The organism is Caballeronia sp. M1242 (assembly GCF_017220215.1).
GTDB lineage: Bacteria > Pseudomonadota > Gammaproteobacteria > Burkholderiales > Burkholderiaceae > Caballeronia.
Map to the genome: position 1 here is coordinate 1,762,911 of NZ_CP071129.1, position 15,822 is coordinate 1,778,732.

Annotated in this window: 18 protein-coding genes; 5 read left to right on the forward strand and 13 right to left on the reverse strand. The window is 64.3% G+C overall.

The genetic code is table 11. The annotated features are described in order from the left end of the window. Positions 1–9 precede the first annotated feature (9 nt). Positions 10–555, reverse strand: coding sequence for a peptidylprolyl isomerase (locus JYK05_RS08180; protein ID WP_175944186.1), 546 nt, complete (start codon positions 553–555; stop codon positions 10–12). Between the two features lie 33 nt (positions 556–588). Between JYK05_RS08180 and JYK05_RS08185 the strand changes: the two genes are divergently transcribed. Both JYK05_RS08185 and JYK05_RS26285 read left to right on the forward strand, forming a co-directional pair. Beyond that, positions 589–1,827 (forward strand): cupin domain-containing protein, encoded by a 1,239-nt coding sequence (locus JYK05_RS08185; RefSeq protein ID WP_206466597.1) that lies wholly within the window; start codon positions 589–591, stop codon positions 1,825–1,827. A gap of 264 nt (positions 1,828–2,091) precedes the next feature. Continuing rightward, positions 2,092–2,346: a hypothetical protein gene (locus JYK05_RS26285; RefSeq protein WP_236572749.1), complete on the forward strand. Its 255-nt coding sequence runs from the start codon at positions 2,092–2,094 to the stop codon at positions 2,344–2,346. A gap of 110 nt (positions 2,347–2,456) precedes the next feature. Here the strand turns inward: JYK05_RS26285 and JYK05_RS08195 are convergent, their stop codons facing one another. From JYK05_RS08195 to JYK05_RS08240, 10 genes are all read right to left on the reverse strand, one after another. Further along, complete coding sequence (locus JYK05_RS08195; protein WP_206466599.1) at positions 2,457–3,230, reverse strand: MBL fold metallo-hydrolase; 774 nt, start codon at positions 3,228–3,230, stop codon at positions 2,457–2,459. A gap of 18 nt (positions 3,231–3,248) precedes the next feature. After that, positions 3,249–4,391 (reverse strand): outer membrane protein assembly factor BamC, encoded by a 1,143-nt coding sequence (gene bamC, locus JYK05_RS08200; RefSeq protein ID WP_206466600.1) that lies wholly within the window; start codon positions 4,389–4,391, stop codon positions 3,249–3,251. 186 nt (positions 4,392–4,577) lie between these two features. Next, positions 4,578–5,498, reverse strand: coding sequence for a 4-hydroxy-tetrahydrodipicolinate synthase (gene dapA, locus JYK05_RS08205; RefSeq protein ID WP_206466601.1), 921 nt, complete (start codon positions 5,496–5,498; stop codon positions 4,578–4,580). A 63-nt stretch (positions 5,499–5,561) separates the two neighbouring features. Next, a complete protein-coding gene (locus JYK05_RS08210) occupies positions 5,562–6,170 on the reverse strand; it encodes a bifunctional 2-polyprenyl-6-hydroxyphenol methylase/3-demethylubiquinol 3-O-methyltransferase UbiG (protein WP_206466602.1) in 609 nt (202 codons plus the stop codon). Continuing rightward, entirely contained in the window at positions 6,170–7,372 is a 1,203-nt protein-coding gene (locus tag JYK05_RS08215; RefSeq protein WP_175944195.1) for a tryptophan--tRNA ligase, read from the reverse strand. Before JYK05_RS08215 ends, JYK05_RS08210 begins: the two co-directional genes overlap by 1 nt. 4 nt (positions 7,373–7,376) lie before the next feature. Next, complete coding sequence (locus tag JYK05_RS08220; RefSeq protein WP_159836517.1) at positions 7,377–8,042, reverse strand: site-2 protease family protein; 666 nt, start codon at positions 8,040–8,042, stop codon at positions 7,377–7,379. A gap of 97 nt (positions 8,043–8,139) precedes the next feature. Continuing rightward, positions 8,140–8,769, reverse strand: a complete 630-nt coding sequence (locus JYK05_RS08225) for an L-threonylcarbamoyladenylate synthase (RefSeq protein WP_206466603.1) — start codon at positions 8,767–8,769, stop codon at positions 8,140–8,142. Between the two features lie 147 nt (positions 8,770–8,916). Then, positions 8,917–9,747, reverse strand: coding sequence for a 3',5'-nucleoside bisphosphate phosphatase (locus JYK05_RS08230; RefSeq protein ID WP_206468250.1), 831 nt, complete (start codon positions 9,745–9,747; stop codon positions 8,917–8,919). An 89-nt stretch (positions 9,748–9,836) separates the two neighbouring features. Further along, positions 9,837–10,721, reverse strand: coding sequence for an alpha/beta fold hydrolase (locus tag JYK05_RS08235; RefSeq protein ID WP_206466604.1), 885 nt, complete (start codon positions 10,719–10,721; stop codon positions 9,837–9,839). A gap of 49 nt (positions 10,722–10,770) precedes the next feature. After that, positions 10,771–11,625: a ferritin-like domain-containing protein gene (locus JYK05_RS08240; RefSeq protein ID WP_206466605.1), complete on the reverse strand. Its 855-nt coding sequence runs from the start codon at positions 11,623–11,625 to the stop codon at positions 10,771–10,773. Between the two features lie 184 nt (positions 11,626–11,809). Here JYK05_RS08240 and JYK05_RS08245 point away from each other — a divergent pair, with 184 nt between their 5' ends. From JYK05_RS08245 to JYK05_RS08255, 3 genes are all read left to right on the forward strand, one after another. After that, on the forward strand, positions 11,810–12,334 hold the full coding sequence (locus JYK05_RS08245) for a gamma carbonic anhydrase family protein (protein WP_206466606.1): 525 nt from the start codon (positions 11,810–11,812) through the stop codon (positions 12,332–12,334). A gap of 60 nt (positions 12,335–12,394) precedes the next feature. After that, positions 12,395–13,345 carry an Hsp33 family molecular chaperone HslO gene (gene hslO / locus JYK05_RS08250; RefSeq protein ID WP_175944205.1) on the forward strand — a complete coding sequence of 317 codons (951 nt, stop codon included), beginning with the start codon at positions 12,395–12,397 and terminating at the stop codon, positions 13,343–13,345. Between the two features lie 148 nt (positions 13,346–13,493). After that, entirely contained in the window at positions 13,494–13,841 is a 348-nt protein-coding gene (locus tag JYK05_RS08255) for a hypothetical protein (protein ID WP_175944207.1), read from the forward strand. Positions 13,842–13,930: 89 nt separating this feature from the next. Here JYK05_RS08255 and ftsB read toward each other — a convergent pair whose 3' ends face one another. Then, entirely contained in the window at positions 13,931–14,395 is a 465-nt protein-coding gene (ftsB, locus tag JYK05_RS08260; protein WP_206466607.1) for a cell division protein FtsB, read from the reverse strand. Positions 14,396–14,514: 119 nt separating this feature from the next. Then, positions 14,515–15,798 (reverse strand): phosphopyruvate hydratase, encoded by a 1,284-nt coding sequence (gene eno / locus JYK05_RS08265; RefSeq protein WP_206466608.1) that lies wholly within the window; start codon positions 15,796–15,798, stop codon positions 14,515–14,517. Positions 15,799–15,822: the final 24 nt, after the last annotated feature.

Consider the following 15,822-nt stretch of genomic DNA (forward strand, 5'->3'; position numbering starts at 1 on the left):
CGGATGCGCTTAGTGCAGCGTCGGGCCGGAGTCCGTGCGCGGCTCGTCGTCGTCTTCGTCTTCATCCAGCACTTCGAGGCCGTCTACGCCATGCGCGTGCTGATGCTTGACCTCGTCTTCCGTCGCGGTGCGCACTTCCTGCACCGACAACGCAAAGCGCAGCGCCATGCCGGCAAGCGGATGATTGCCGTCGAGCACCACTTTGTCTTCCGCGACATCCGTCACCGTATAGATGAGCGAGTCGAGATCGTCGTCGCTATCCTCGGGCGTGCCTTCGAACTGCATGCCCACTTCCAGCGGTTCCGGAAAACGGCTGCGCTCTTCGATCTTGACGAGCTCGGGATCGTATTCGCCGAACGCATCTTGCGGCTCGAGCTGGATGAGCGTTTCATAACCCGGCTCGCGACCGTCCAGCGCTTCCTCGATCTTGGGGAACGTGCCATCATAGCCGCCGTGCAGATAGACCATCGGCTCGTCGCTCTCCTCAATCAGATTGCCTTGCGCATCCGATAGCTTGTAGGCGACCGAAACGACAGTGTCTTTCGCAATTTTCATTGAATCCTCCAAGATACAAGCCTCGATTATACGATGCGCCAGCGGCCCTCAGACGTTCCCACCTTACCCCTTCCCAGCCTTTCCGAGCCCTCCGGCGCGCCGCTTCCCGACGAGATCACACCGTTGTTGGGCAACCGCACGCCGCGACAGTTCATGCGGCGTTACTGGCAGAAAAAACCGCTTCTGATCCGTCAGGCGATCCCCGGCATGTCCGCGCCCATTCCGCGCGACGACCTGTTCGAACTCGCCGATCTCGACGACGTGGAATCGCGCCTCATCACGCATTTTCGCAATACCTGGAACCTCGAGCACGGCCCGTTCGCGCCGGACGAACTGCCTTCCGTCAGGAAACGCGAATGGACACTGCTCGTGCAAGGCGTGAACCTGCACGACGAGCGCGCGCATGCGCTGATGAACCGTTTTCGCTTCATTCCTGACGCGCGTCTCGACGACCTCATGATCTCTTATGCCACGGATGGCGGCGGCGTCGGCCCGCACTTCGACTCTTACGACGTGTTCCTGCTGCAAGTGCACGGCAAGCGGCGCTGGCGCATAGGCGCGCAGCGCGATCTCTCGCTAAAACCCGGCCTGCCGTTGAAAGTTTTACAGCACTTCGAGCCTGAAGAAGAATGGGTGCTGGAGCCCGGCGACATGCTGTATCTGCCGCCGCATATCGCGCACGACGGTATCGCCGAAGGTGAATGCATGACGTGCTCCATCGGCTTTCGCGCGCCCTCGGCTCGTGAACTCACCGCGCAGTTTCTCTATCACCTTGCAGAGCGCGCGGGAGATGAAGCGAACGCAGGCAAAGCCGATGCGCGCTATCGCGATCCCGCGCAGCCCCCGGTCGCGAAGCCGGGCGAATTACCGGCGCTTCTCATCGAACGTGTTGGCGCGATCCTTGCGAAGCTCACCTGGAATGAAAAGGACGTCGCGGAGTTTCTCGGAAGTTATCTGAGTGAGCCGAAAGCCAATGTCGTATTCGATCCGCCGTCTCGCGCGCTTAATGAGCAAAAATTTGTTGAGCGGGCGAAAAAGACAGGGATCCGACTAGATAGAAAGACGAATTTGCTCTACAACACGCACTCGTATTTCGTTAATGGCGAAGCGGCCGCGTTATCCGCAAAGGCTAAAAAGTGGCTGCCGGAGTTGGCTGACAAACGGCGTCTGGAAGCGAAACGCTTTGTAACACTTACAGACGATTCGGCAATGACATCCCTGCTGCACGAGTGGTATCGTGCGGGCTGGATTCAGACGGACCCGCCGGCCTGAAACGCTTGGCGCGAAAGCGTCGCGCGATTCACCGAAGGCCCTGGTTTTGCTGTTCCGCAATACGAAAGTTTGTATGAGAAAGACAACGTACCGTCCCCGCATTTATCGACGGTCGTGACGAAAGTGCCTATAATTTCCGGCCAAGCCGTGTAGGTCTCACACAAAAAGAATTGTGAGGCTCCACAGCGGCCCAGGTCGGTGTTGGAGCACACATTACCGGTACTTTGCGCTGTTGCTTACCTTTAACCATAAAAGGACGTGATCATGAAGAAATCCCTCCTCGTAGCATCCCTGTTGGCTGCTGTTGCCCTGGCTGCATGCAACAAGTCTAGCGATACGGCTGCTCCGAGCGCTGCAAGCGATTCGTCGGCTGCTTCGGCTCCGGCTGCTGCCGCTTCGGACGCAAACGCTGCTGCATCGAGCGCATCGGCCGCTGCAAGCGACGCAGCTTCGGCAGCTGGCGCTGCTTCGGACGCTGCTGCTTCGTCGGCTGCTCCGGCTTCGGGCGCAAGCCAGTAAGGCCATCAGGCTTTACGCCAGCGCATGACGCCTGGCAGGGCCGCTTGAAGCGGCCCATACAAAAAAACCGGCTTACGCCGGTTTTTTTGTTGCTGCTCGCGGTTCGCTGTCTACAGCGTCAACCAGTCGAAGCCATCCGCTTGCGATGCCACCACGACATCCTCTGCCGACGCGCCGAGCACCGCCGCGAGCGCGGCCTGCGCGAGATGCGGCAGATTGTTTTGCTGACTCAGATGCGCGGCCACCAGATGCCGCATTCTGGAACGATCGAGCGATGCGAGAATCGCGGCGGCGGCATCATTATTCAGGTGTCCATGCGTCCCGCCGATGCGCGCCTTCAGCGACGCAGGATAGCGGCTTGCGGCAAGCATCGCGAGATCATGGTTGGATTCGAGCACGAGCGCGTCGCAACCGCTCAGAACGCTCGTGATATGTGGCGTCGCCACGCCGACATCAGTCAGGACACCGAGACGGCTCGCGCCATCCGAAAAGACATATTGCAGCGGCTCGCGCGCGTCGTGCGGCACGGTGTACGGCAGCAGGCTGACATCGCCGATGGCAACGCTCTCGTCGCCCCACAGCACGCGTAGATCGACCTTCGCTTCGTCTGCGCCGACCGCCCGCGCGGTGCCCCAACTCATATACAGCGGAATGGACCACTTGCGCGCGAGGGTCAACGCGCTGCCAATATGGTCCGTGTGCTCGTGCGTGATGACGATGGCATCGAGTTGCGCCGCCGTGCACCCGAGCCGCGCGAGCCGGCGCTCCACTTCCTTCGCCGAAAAACCGCAATCGAGCAGCACGCGCGTGGTAGTCGTGCCGCTCGTCGACTCGACGAGCAACGCGTTGCCTTCACTGCCGCTACCCAGACTGGCGAATCTCACAATCGCTCGGCGCCGGGCTTAGTTGAGTTGCGCGTGAAGCAGCGACACGATGCGCTGCGCATCAGACGAGTTGTCCGGCTGCCCGTTCGCATCGACGACGGCGACCTGCGTGAGCGCGTCCGCCTTCGGACGAACGTTCACGAGGAACTGACGCGTGGGCTTCGGCGAATTGCTGGAGAACAGCTTGCCGAGAATGCCTTCCTTCTTCAGCTCTGCCATTGAATCGGAATAGTGCACGTAGTAGATGCCCTTCTCGCGGTCGCGATTGTCGACCGTGAAGTTCGTGCGATCCAGCGCGAGGCCGACGCGCAGCCACGCGCGGTCGAACGGCTCCGCGAGATCCAGCGTCGAGGTGCCCGCCGTCTGCTCGACGGCCACCTTCGCGCCGGCGGGACGCGCCTGCGCGATCAGCTGCTTCGATTGGTCTTCGGTCAGGCCGAACTTCTGCATCATCTTCGCGAGGAACGCAGCTTCGAGCGCCGGATTGCGCGGACGCGTTTCCCAGCGCGACGACGTCTTGTCCTGACCCGTCAGCACTTCTTCCATCGCGCTATGCGTGACGGAGATATCGGTCGAGCCGTCCGACGCGCGATCCACTTGCGTGCGGAACATGTCGCGCGTACCCGACGAATACGCGAAGTCGAGCAGCTTGCCGACGCTGTTGCGGAACCAGTCGTTCGGAATGTTGGCGCGATTCTCGGCCCAGTCGGTCGCCATGATGCCGGTCTGCGGCGAATCGGTCTTCAGCGTGAAGCCGTTCTCGGTCCAGAACTCCTGCAACTGCGGCCAGACCTGATCCGGCGAACGGCCATCCACGACGAGCCAGCGGCGATCGCCGTCGCTCTCGACGTGCATGCCGTAGGGATCCTGTGCATTCGGCACGCCGAGCGTCAGGTTGCCCGCGGGCGTCGCGTTGCGCTGCGCGGTGCCGCCGAGCGTGTTGATCGGCGGCGGCGCCGCGTAACGCTGGCTGATGTCGGCCGTGCTGAGATCGGACGGCACGTTGAGCGACGGCGCGGTTTCAGCAGCCTTGTAATTCACGCGATCGGGCGCGAGCCAGTCGTTCAGCGTGTCGCAACCCGCCAGCGCGAAGACGACGCCGGCGCCAAGCGACAGCACGCTCAGGCGTTTGGCTTGGGTAAGAAGAGTGGAATGTTTCATGAGGTCCTTCTTTGCTGCAGATGACGTGCTGTTACGCATCGCCTCACGTCGGTCCCGCGTGCGAACGCGGGCAAGCGAGGCCGATGAGCGGCGGTTGATGACGGGTCGCGATCGCTTCGATCACATTGCGCGGCGCCGTCGATTTCGATGTGTCGTCGATATCGCGAGTGCGCCGCCGCGCTTCGGTCAAGAGAGCAGCCCGGCGCTTTGCAGCGCGCCACGCACGATGTCGTGAAAGCGCGCGTCGAGCGGCGTGAGCGGCAGGCGGATGCCGCCTTCCATGCGGCCGAGCGCTTGCAGCGCCCATTTCGCCGGAATCGGGTTGGATTCGCAGAACAGTTGCTTGTGCAGTTCCAAAAGGCTCAGATGGATGCGACGCGCGGTGATTGCGTCGCCTGCGAGCGCGGCGCGGCACAGTTCGCTCATCTGCTTCGGCGCGACGTTGGCCGTCACCGAAATGTTGCCGTGGCCGCCGAGCAGCATCAGCGCGATGGCCGTGGGATCGTCGCCGCTGAAAATGGCGAAATCGGCCGGCGCGTGCTTGATGAGATGCGCGGCGCGATCGATGTTGCCGGTCGCTTCCTTCACGCCGATGATGCCCGGCACGTCGGCCAGGCGCAGGATCGTCTCGTTGCTCATGTCGGCAACGGTGCGGCCCGGCACGTTATAGAGAATCACGGGAAGATCGACGGCTTCCGCGATCGCGCGAAAGTGCCGGTACATGCCCTCTTGCGTCGGCTTGTTGTAGTACGGCACGACTTGCAGCGTGGCATCCGCGCCGACTTTCTTGGCCTGCTTCGAGAGTTCGATGGCTTCCGCCGTCGAATTGCCGCCCGCGCCCGCGATGATCGGGAACCGCTTGGCCGCGTGCTCGACTGCCGTCTGCACCATCAGGACGTGCTCTTCGACCGACAACGTGGCCGACTCGCCGCTCGTTCCCACGACCACGAGTCCGTTCGAGCCCTGCTCGACATGCCAGTCGATCAGCTTACGAAACGCCGGCAGATCGAGACTACCGTCCTCGTGCATCGGTGTGACGATGGCAGGGATGCTGCCGCGAATCCGGAGGCCGCCGCCGTTGGACCCGCCGTTAGTTCCGTTAGTCATGAAACTCTATGAATTTAATCGTGAATTTAATCGCAAAAAGCGATATTACGCGATTGTAGCGGATTAGCCCGCCAAATCGTAACGAGGCGAACCCGAAGACGTGTTACCAACCGTGAGCGGTTTTTCTGAGCCGGACGGCACGCTATTCGTTGCCTGCAACTCGCGGACCGCGCAAATTCGCTGCACATAGGCAGCACGCGGATGTTCGACGTAACCATCTTCGTACGCGATCACGCGAAGCCGGCCGCGCACTGCGTCGAGCAATTCGCCGGGCGCGAGCAGAAACGCGGGATTCGATGGCTTGCCGATGCGCTCGTTGCCCGCCGCGAACGTCTCATAGATGAGCACGCCGCCGGGCGCGAGCGAGTCGATCAGATGACCGAACAGCGGCCGATGCAGATAGTTCGTGACGACGACCGCGCCGAACCGTCGATTGGCCGAAAGCGGCCACGGCGCGCCTTCGAGATCGGCGTCGAGCGTCGTGACGCCGTCGCAAGCGGAGAGGGACGCAAGCGCCTCGACGTCGCGATCGACCGCGAGCACCGCGTGACCGCGCTGCGCGAACCAGCGCGCGTGGCGTCCGCTGCCCGATGCGACATCGAGCACGCCGGCGCCGGGCGCAACGAGATGCGCCCAGCGCGTGACCCAGCCGCTCGGCGTGCCGGCATCCATCAGTTGTACGACAGGCCCATGGCTTCGCGCACGTCGCGCATGGTCTCCGTCGCGAACTTGCGCGCCTTGTCGCAGCCATCGGCGACGATCGCGCGCAGCAGCGACGGATCGTCCATGTACTTCTGCGCGCGTTCGAGCATCGGCTGCTGCTCGCGCAGAATGCCTTCGATCACCGGCTGCTTGCAGTCCAGGCAACCGATGCCCGCGCTCCGGCAGCCCTGCTGCACCCACTTGTGCGTCTCTTCGTCGGTGTAGACCTGATGCAGTTGCCACACCGGGCACTTGTCCGGATCGCCCGGATCGGTGCGGCGCACGCGCGCCGGATCGGTCGGCATGGTGCGCACTTTCTTCGTGATGGTTTCCGCGTCTTCGCGCAGGCCGATGGTGTTGCCATAGGACTTCGACATCTTCTGCCCGTCGAGGCCCGGCATGCGCGACGCTTCCGTCAAGAGCACTTGCGGCTCGACGAGAATCAGCTTGCGCGCGCCTTCCAGATAGCCGAACAGGCGTTCGCGGTCGCTCATCGACAGGCTCTGCGATTCCTGCAGCATCGCGCGGGCTTGTTCGAGCGCCTCGTCGTCGCCTTCCTGCTGATACGCGACGCGCAGTTCGTGATACAGCTTCGCGCGCTTGCCGCCGAGCTTCTTCGCGGCTTCGAGCGCCTTCTCTTCGAAGTCCGGCTCCTTGCCGTAGAGATAGTTGAAGCGGCGCGCGATCTCGCGCGTCATTTCGACGTGCGGCACCTGATCTTCGCCCACCGGCACCAGCGACGCGCGATACAGCAAAATGTCCGCCGCCATCAGCACCGGATAGCCGAGAAAGCCGTAGGTGGACAGGTCTTTCTCCTTCAGCTTCTCGATCTGCTCCTTGTAGGTCGGCACGCGTTCGAGCCAGCCGAGCGGCGTGCCCATGCCGAGCAGCAGCGACAATTCCGCGTGTTCAGGCACGCGGCTCTGGATGAAGAGCGTGGCCTGCGCCGGATCGATGCCGGAAGCGAGCCAGTCGATCAGCACTTCCCAGACGTTTTTCTCGATGACCTCGGGCGTCTCGTAGTGCGTGGTGAGCGCGTGCCAGTCCACGACCGCGAAGAAGCACGGATATTCGGACTGCAGCCGCACCCAGTTTTTCAGCACGCCGTGATAGTGGCCGAGGTGCAGCGACCCGGTGGGCCGCATGCCGGAGAAGATACGGTCAGGGAACATGATCTTAGGGAAAGAGTGAAGCGAAGGGATTCAGAATGGCCGACACCGCCGCGTAGCCCACGTTCACGAGCGGGCCGAGCCAGAAGCGCGTCAGCGCGTTGGTCATGATGAGCGCCATCACGATCCAGAAACCGTACGGCTCGATCTTCTGAAAAGCAAGCGACGCGCGCACCGGCAAGAGCGCCGACAGAATGCGCCCGCCGTCGAGCGGCAGCAGCGGAAAGAGATTGAGCACGCCGAACACCAGATTCACGCCGACGCCGGCTGCCGCCATGCGCGTGAAGAACGGTTCATCGACATGAAAGGCGGCGAGCAGCACCGCGAGCACGCCCCAGAGGAGCGCCTGCACGAAGTTGCTGCCCGGACCCGCCGCCGCGACCCACAGGCCGCCCCAGCGGGGATTGCGCAGATTGCCGAACGCGACGGGAACCGGCTTCGCGTAGCCGAACATGAACGCGCCGCTCGTCACGAAGTACAGCACGATGGGAATGACGATAGTCCCGATCGGGTCGATATGGCGCATCGGATTCATGGAAACGCGGCCGAGCACGTAAGCCGTGTTGTCGCCGAGCAGGCGCGCGGCATAGCCATGCGCGGCCTCGTGCAGCGTGATCGCGAAGATCACCGGGAGCGCGTAGACCGCGATGGTTTGTATCAGGGAAGGATCCATAGGGCGCTATTGTATCAAGCGGGCAGGCGTCGGCAGGCGCGGCGCGGCTTGCGCGCGGCGGTTCTGGCTTCGGAAATGCGCAGCCGGAAGGCCGCGCTCACGCCGCCAGGCCGAACGGCTCCAGGCTGCCCCGGCCCGCGCGCACCAGCACCGGCTCGCCGCCCGTCAGGTCGATCACGGTGGACGGCTCGGCCGGGCACGCGCCCGCATCGATCACGAGCTCGATCTGCTTTTCCAGCCGCTCGCGGATTTCCTCGGCGTCGTTGAGCGGCTCAGTCTCGCCCGGCAGGATCAGGGTGGAGGCGAGCAGCGGCTCGCGGAGCGCGCCGAGCAGCGCGAGCGTGATCTCGTGATCCGGCACGCGCAGCCCGATGGTCTTGCGCGACGGATGCGACAGCCTGCGCGGCACTTCCTTCGTCGCCTGCAGCACGAACACGTACGGCCCCGGCGTGACCGATTTGATCAGCCGATACTGCCGGTTGTCGACCATCGCGAAGTTGGCGAGCTCAGACAGATCACGCACGAGCAGCGACAGCAGTTGCTTGTCGTCAATGCCGCGAATGCGCCGCAGCCGCTCCACCGCAGTCTTGTCGTCCAGATGGCAGGCGAGCGCGTAGCTCGAATCGGTCGGCAGCGCGACGATGCCGCCGTCCTTGATGATCTGCACCGCCTGATTGATCAGACGCGGCTGCGGATTATCCGGATGAATGCGAAAGAATTGGGACATGGGGACGCCTTGTTGTGTCGTTCTTGCCCGTGGAGGCGTCGGCCTCGCGCGTGAGTGCGCGAGCGCGACGCTTCGGTCAAACCGTGCGTGCAATAGATGCCGTGAGGCAAGGACCGTGCGCGTGCGCGCAAGGCACGCGCCGAGGCGTTACAGCCAGCGCGCCCAGACGGGCGTGAGGTCCTCGGGCAGCGGCGGAAGCCGGCCCAGATCGACGCGCCCTTCCCCCGGCCCGTGAAAGTCCGAACCGCGCGACGCCTCGAAGCCGTAACGGCGCGCGACATCAGCGTACTCGCGGTACTGGTCGGGCGTATGACTGCCGGTCACGACCTCGATGGCCTTGCCGCCCAACTCGATGAACTCGTCGAAGAGCGCGGCGAACTGAACCGGCGTGTAGTCGTAGCGGCCCGGATGCGCGATGATCGGCTCGCCGCCCGCGTCGCGAATCCACTGCATCGCATCCGCGAGCTTCGCCCAGCGATGGCCGACGAAGCCTGGCTTGCCGTCGCCCAGATAGCGCGCGAACACGTCGGAGGTCGTCTCGGCGTAGCCTTCGTCGACGAGAAAGCGCGCGAAATGCGTGCGCGAGATCATGTCGGGGTCGTCGGTATAGCGCAGCGCGCCTTCGTACGCGTTCGGAATGCCCACCGCCGCGAGCGCCTCGCCGATCGCCACGCCGCGCGCCGCGCGTCCGTTGCGCGTCGAAGCGAGGCCGTTGACGAGCGCCTGATTCTCCGGATCGACGTTCATGCCGACCACATGCACCGTGCGCGACGCCCACGTCACCGATATCTCGACGCCCGGCAGATAGCGCATGCCGAGGGCCTCGGCCGCCGCGCGCGCCTCGCGCTGTCCGCCCAGCTGATCGTGGTCGGTCAGCGACCACACCTGCACGCCGCCCGCATGCGCGCGCGCCGCCACTTCGGCGGGCGAAAGCTGGCCGTCCGAGACGGTGGAGTGGCAATGCAGATCGGCGTTAATGGTCGGCTTCATGGAATGTCATTTTACTTGAACGGCATGGAACAACGCTTACCCCGATGACCGCGCCGCGGCCAGCCAGGGCCCCGCCGTCACGCGCAGAACGACTCGATCAGCGCGGCGACGCGCTCCGGCTGGTCATGATGGATCATGTGCCCCGCATCGCCGACGATCTCCTCGCGCCAGTCGGGGAACGCGGCAAAGCGCGTCTTGAATTCGGCGATGGGCATCGAGCCCGCGAAGCTCGCGAGCGTCGGCGACCCTTCCGCCTCCACGTGCAGCACTTTCGCCTGCACGCGCGACCAGACGGCCATCACCTCGTCGAGGCGATACAGCACAGGGCTACGCAGCTTGTGTGCCGGGTCCGCGAGCAGATGGAACGCGCCGTCCGCTTCCTGCCGCGACCAGTGCTGCGCGAGAAAACGCGCGCGCGACCGGGCGAGACGCGGATTCGTGCGAATGAGCCGGTCGGCGACTTCGTCGAGGCTCGCATAGGGGCGCAGCGGCGGCGGCGCGCGCAGATCGTCGAGCCATCGCGTAAGCGCGCCGGGCGCCTGCGAGGAACGCGTCGCGGGCAGTCCGAAGCCTTCGAGATCGACCACGCGCCGCACGCGCGCCGGCCGCGCGCCCGCGTAGAGCAGCGCGACGTTCGCACCCATGCTGTGGCCGACCAGATCGACTTGGTCCGTGGGCGCGTAATGGTCGAGAAGCGCGTCGAGATCGGCGAGATAGTCGGGAAAGTAGTAGTGCCCGCCGCCCTTTTGCGCGACCGGCCAGTCCGACAGGCCGAAGCCGCGCGCATCGGGCGCGAGCACTTGCCAGTCGCCCGCGAGCGCGTCGACCACGAACTGGAACGACGCCGCGACGTCCATCCAGCCGTGCAGCATGAACAGCATGGGCGCGTCGGGCGAGCCCCAGCGGCGCACGTGCAGGCGCACGCCGCGCGCATCGACGAACTCGGAGCGCGATTCTTTCATGGTCCGCCTCGGGAAATTCGTGAAAAAGGATGACCGTTCAGTATAGCGGCTACGCCGATGCGTCGAGTCCGGCCAACGCGCGGAGTTCGGCCTCGTCGAAACCGGCGTCGCGGCGCGCTTCGAAATTGAACGGGCCGCGCAGCTTCGGCGCGTGATACTGCTCGGCGAGGCGTTCGTAGGTGACGTGCGGATCGAGCGCCGCGTTGTCGCAGAGAAAGCGGAACCAGCGATTGCCGATCAGCACATGCCCGATCTCGTCGCGCAGGATTACGTCGAGAATGGCTGCCGACGCGTGATCGCCCGCCTGCGCGAGCCGCTTGCGGATGGGCGGCGACGCGTCGAGCCCGCGTGCCTCCAGCGTGCGCGGCACGAGCGCCATGCGCGCGAGCACGTCGCCGCGCGTGCGCTCCGCCATTTCCCAGAGTCCGTCGTGCGCCGGGAAGTCGCCGTAAGCGTGCCCGAATTCGGCGAGACGCGCGCGCAGCAGCGAAAAGTGATGCGCTTCTTCTGCGGCGACCTTGAGCCAGTCGACGTAAAAATCGGTGGGCATCGAGGGAAAGCGCCACACGGCGTCGAGCGCGAGGTTGATCGCGTTGAATTCGATATGCGCAAGCGCATGCAGCAGCACCGCGCGCCCGGCTTCCGACTGCATGCCGCGGCGCTTCAGCGACGACGGCTCGACGAGTTCGGGCCGCGCCGGGCGGCCCGGCAGATCGCCGGGATCGTCGAGCGCGAGCGCCGGATCGACTGGCAACGCGCCCGCGCGCACGCCTTCGAAGAGCGCACGCGCCCGTTCCGCCTTCGCGATCGGCTCGCGCTCGCGCAGGATTGCGAGCGCCGTGCGGCGGGCGCAGGAGTCGTCGGCATCCGGCTTGAAAGCGGTAGGCGGCGAGAGATTCGGCATGACAGCGGCTAATCGAGAATGGTGGCCCAGAGGCGAAATGCCGCAACCGGCTAAAATGATGATCCGGCAGGGCAAAACACCGCGCAACTATAGCGCCGGCCGGCGCAGCGTCGAGCAAAGACGCGCATTCTAGCGCCGCGCGGCCGGCATCCAATCATCGAAGACGCAAGCCAGAGGAGACACCGTGGCGATCTACAAACTCGGCGACGACGCCCCCACCATTCACGAAAGCGTGTTCCTCGCGGATACCGCGACCATTATCGGCCGCGTCACGCTCGAAGAAAGCGCGAGCGTCTGGTTCGGCGCGGCGCTGCGCGGCGACAACGAGCCGATCGTCGTCGGCCGCGGCAGCAACGTGCAGGAAGGCGCGGTTTTGCACGCCGACCCCGGCTTTCCGCTGACGATTGCGGCAAACGTCACCGTCGGCCATCAGGCGATGCTGCACGGCTGCACCATCGGCGAAGGCTCGCTGATCGGGATTCAGGCGGTGGTCTTGAATGGCGCGGTAATCGGCCGCAACTGTCTGGTTGGCGCGGGCGCGATCGTCACCGAAGGCAAGGTTTTCCCCGACAACACGCTGATTCTCGGCGCGCCCGCGAAGGCGGTGCGTGAAATCGGCGAGGCGGACATCGCCCGCATGCGCGCGGCCACGGCAAGTTACGCCGACCGGCGCGAATACTACAAGGCGCAGCTCGTGCGCATCGGCTGAACGGCGGCGCTGCGCGAGACGCAGAGCGGCACGTTCCGCCTCAACACCCAAGGAAGAGTTGTGAACGACCAGTTGCAGAAATTCATGTTCAACGCGGCGCCGGTGCGCGGCGAGATCGTTTCGCTGCGCAATACGTGGCAGGAAGTGCTCGCGCGCCGCGCGTATCCGACGGCCGTGCGCAACGTGCTCGGCGAGATGATGGCCGCGTGCGCCCTGCTTTCGGCGAACCTCAAGTTCGACGGCACGCTCATCATGCAGATCTACGGCGACGGTCCGGTGAAGATGCTCGTCGTGCAATGCAGCTCGGCGCTGACGCTGCGCGCGACGGCCAAGCTCGCGGAAGGCGCGGAAAGCACGCTTCGCGACGACATGCCGCTCGCGGAACTGCTCAACCGCAACGGTCACGGCCGCTGCGTCATCACGCTCGATCCGTCCGACAAGAAGCCCGGCCAGCAGCCGTATCAGGGCATCGTGCCGCTGTCCGGCGAGCACGGACCGCTCGCGTCGATGGCCGAGGTGCTGGAACAGTACATGCATCATTCCGAGCAGCTCGACACGCGCCTGTGGCTCGCCGCGAATACGGACCGCGCCGTCGGCATGCTGTTGCAGAAGCTGCCGGGCGATGGCGGCATCGTCCCGCATCCGGGCGAGCACGACGCCGATACGTGGCAGCGCGTCTGTCATCTCGGCAGCACGCTGTCGAACGAAGAACTGCTGAAGGAAGATCCCGAAACGGTGTTCCGGCGGCTCTTCTGGCAGGAAAACGTGCAGCACTTCGAACCCGCGCCGGCGCGCTTCCAGTGCACCTGCTCGCGCGAGAAAGTGGGCGGCATGCTGAAGATGCTCGGGCGCGAAGAGGTGGACAGCGTGATCGAAGAACGCGGCAGCGTGGAAGTGCACTGCGAGTTCTGCAATCAACGCTACGAGTTCGACCCGGTCGACGTTGCGCAACTTTTTGTCGCAAAAGAGCTGTCGCAGGGCGTGAGTCCGGCATCGGATCAGCGGCACTGATCGGCTCGATGCCTTGTCCGGCGGGCCTCTGCGCGCGCCGGACACGCGCCGGACGGCCAGAGCGACCGCGCGGCGAGCGGGTTTCGCAGCACGCACCGCGCGCTATGATTGACGCTTGATGAGTTGTCCGACCGGCTGGAGGTCGCAAATGAAAACCGCATCGTCACTGTTGAAACTTTCGTCGTGTGCCGCCGCCGCGCTGCTTGTCACCGGCTGCATGATGGACCCGCCGGGCCCGTCGCCGATCTACAGCCGTCTGCCGAATACGCCGACGACGGCGCAGCAGACGCTCACGCCCGAGGAGCAGATGCAGCGCTACAACGAGATCGACAAGCAGGCGCTGAGCGAATCGCAGCAAGCCGCGACTGCCGGCAACAACGCGAAGATGATGTCCGGCTACTACACGCCGCCCATCAGCGTGTACGGCGGGTATTCGAGCGGCGGCTGGGGCGGTCCTTACTGGGGCACGGGCGTCGGCATCGGGACGTGGTGGTAGGCCGCTCGCGCGAACCGAAAAAAATGGCGCAGTCGATCACGACTGCGCCATTTTTATTTGCCCGCTGAGTGCCCGCTGAGTGCTTTAGGTCACCCGCCCGCGCCCTGCTTTTTCTTGGCTTCGGCGGCCTTGTCCTTGCGCGCCTTGCGATCCAGATCGCGCAACTCCTGCTTTGAACGCGACACCGGGTTCGGCACCACGCGCAACGGCGCGGCGGATACCTGCCCGCGCGTCGAGCCGTTCATGCCCGGCACGTTCGCCGAATTCGCAGGCGCGGTCGAATTGGGCGCGACGAACTGCACGAACACCTCGCTGTCCTTCACCATGCCCATTTCGTAGCGCGCCCGCTCTTCCACGGCGGCGGTGCCGCTTTGCAGGTCCTGCACTTCGCCTTGCACGCGTTCGTTGCGCAGCTTCAGGTTCGTGTTCTTGTCCGTCTGCTGCGCGAGTTGTTGCTGCAATTCATGCACGCGCAGCCAGCCGCCGTGTCCCCACCAGAGCGGGTACTGGATCAGCGCCAGCAACAAGACCAGAACGACAGTTACGAGCCGCATTCAAGTAGCCGAAATAAGCGCCGCCCTTCGGTCTCGTTCGACACGAGGCCGGGGCGGCGGGCAGAAGATAAGATCAACGTCCTTATCGACTAAAGCGGCAAAAGCTTTAGCGAGGACTTTTAACGCAAGTTATAAAACGCCGACTTGCCGGGATAGCTCGCGATATCGCCGAGGTCTTCTTCGATACGCAGCAACTGGTTGTACTTCGAGATGCGGTCGCTGCGCGACAGCGAACCGGTCTTGATCTGGCCGGCGTTCAGACCGACCGCGATATCCGCGATGGTCGAATCTTCCGTCTCGCCCGAGCGGTGCGAGATGACCGCCGTGTAACCCGCGCGCTTGGCCATTTCGATCGCCGCGAAGGTTTCCGTCAGCGTGCCGATCTGGTTGATCTTGATGAGGATGGAGTTCGCGATGCCCCGCTCGATGCCATCCTTGAGGATGCGCGTGTTGGTGACGAAGAGATCGTCGCCGACGAGCTGCACTTTCTTGCCGAGGCGCTCGGTCAGCGTCTTCCAGCCGTCCCAGTCGCTTTCGTGCATGCCGTCTTCGATGGACACGATCGGGAACTTGTCGGCGAGCGTCGCGAGATAGTCGGTGAATTCGCCCGACGACAGTTGCAGGCCTTCGCCCGCAAGCTGGTACTTGCCGTCGTGGTAGAACTCGCTCGCCGCGCAGTCGAGCGCGAGCAGCACGTCTTCGCCCGCGCGATAACCGGCTTTCTCGATGGCTTGCAGGATGGTCGACAGGCACTCGTCGTTGCTGCCGAAGTTCGGCGCGAAGCCGCCTTCGTCGCCCACTGCCGTGCTCATGCCGCGATCCGACAGGATTTTCTTCAGCGCATGGAACACTTCCGCGCCGCAACGCAGCGCTTCGCGGAACGTCGGCTGGCTGACCGGGACGATCATGAATTCCTGAATGTCCAGGCTGTTGTTCGCGTGCGCGCCGCCGTTGACGATGTTCATCATCGGCACGGGCAGTTGCATGGCGCCGGAGCCGCCGAAATAGCGATACAGCGGCAAGCCGGCTTCCTCGGCGGCGGCCTTGGCGACGGCCATCGACACCGCGAGCAGCGCGTTGGCGCCGAGGCGCGACTTGTTCTCGGTGCCGTCGAGCTCCAGCAGCGTCTTGTCGAGGAAAGCTTGTTCCGAGGCGTCGAGGCCCATGATGGCTTCGGAGATCTCGGTGTTGATGTGTTCGACTGCCTTCAGCACGCCCTTGCCGCCGTAGCGGCCGGCTTCGCCGTCGCGAAGTTCGATGGCCTCGCGCGAGCCCGTGGATGCGCCCGACGGCACTGCGGCCCGGCCCATCGTGCCCGATTCGAGCAACACGTCGCATTCGACGGTCGGATTGCCTCGCGAATCGAGAATCTCGCGGCCGATGATATCTACGATAGCACTCATGGTTTCCTCAAATTGACGATGAAT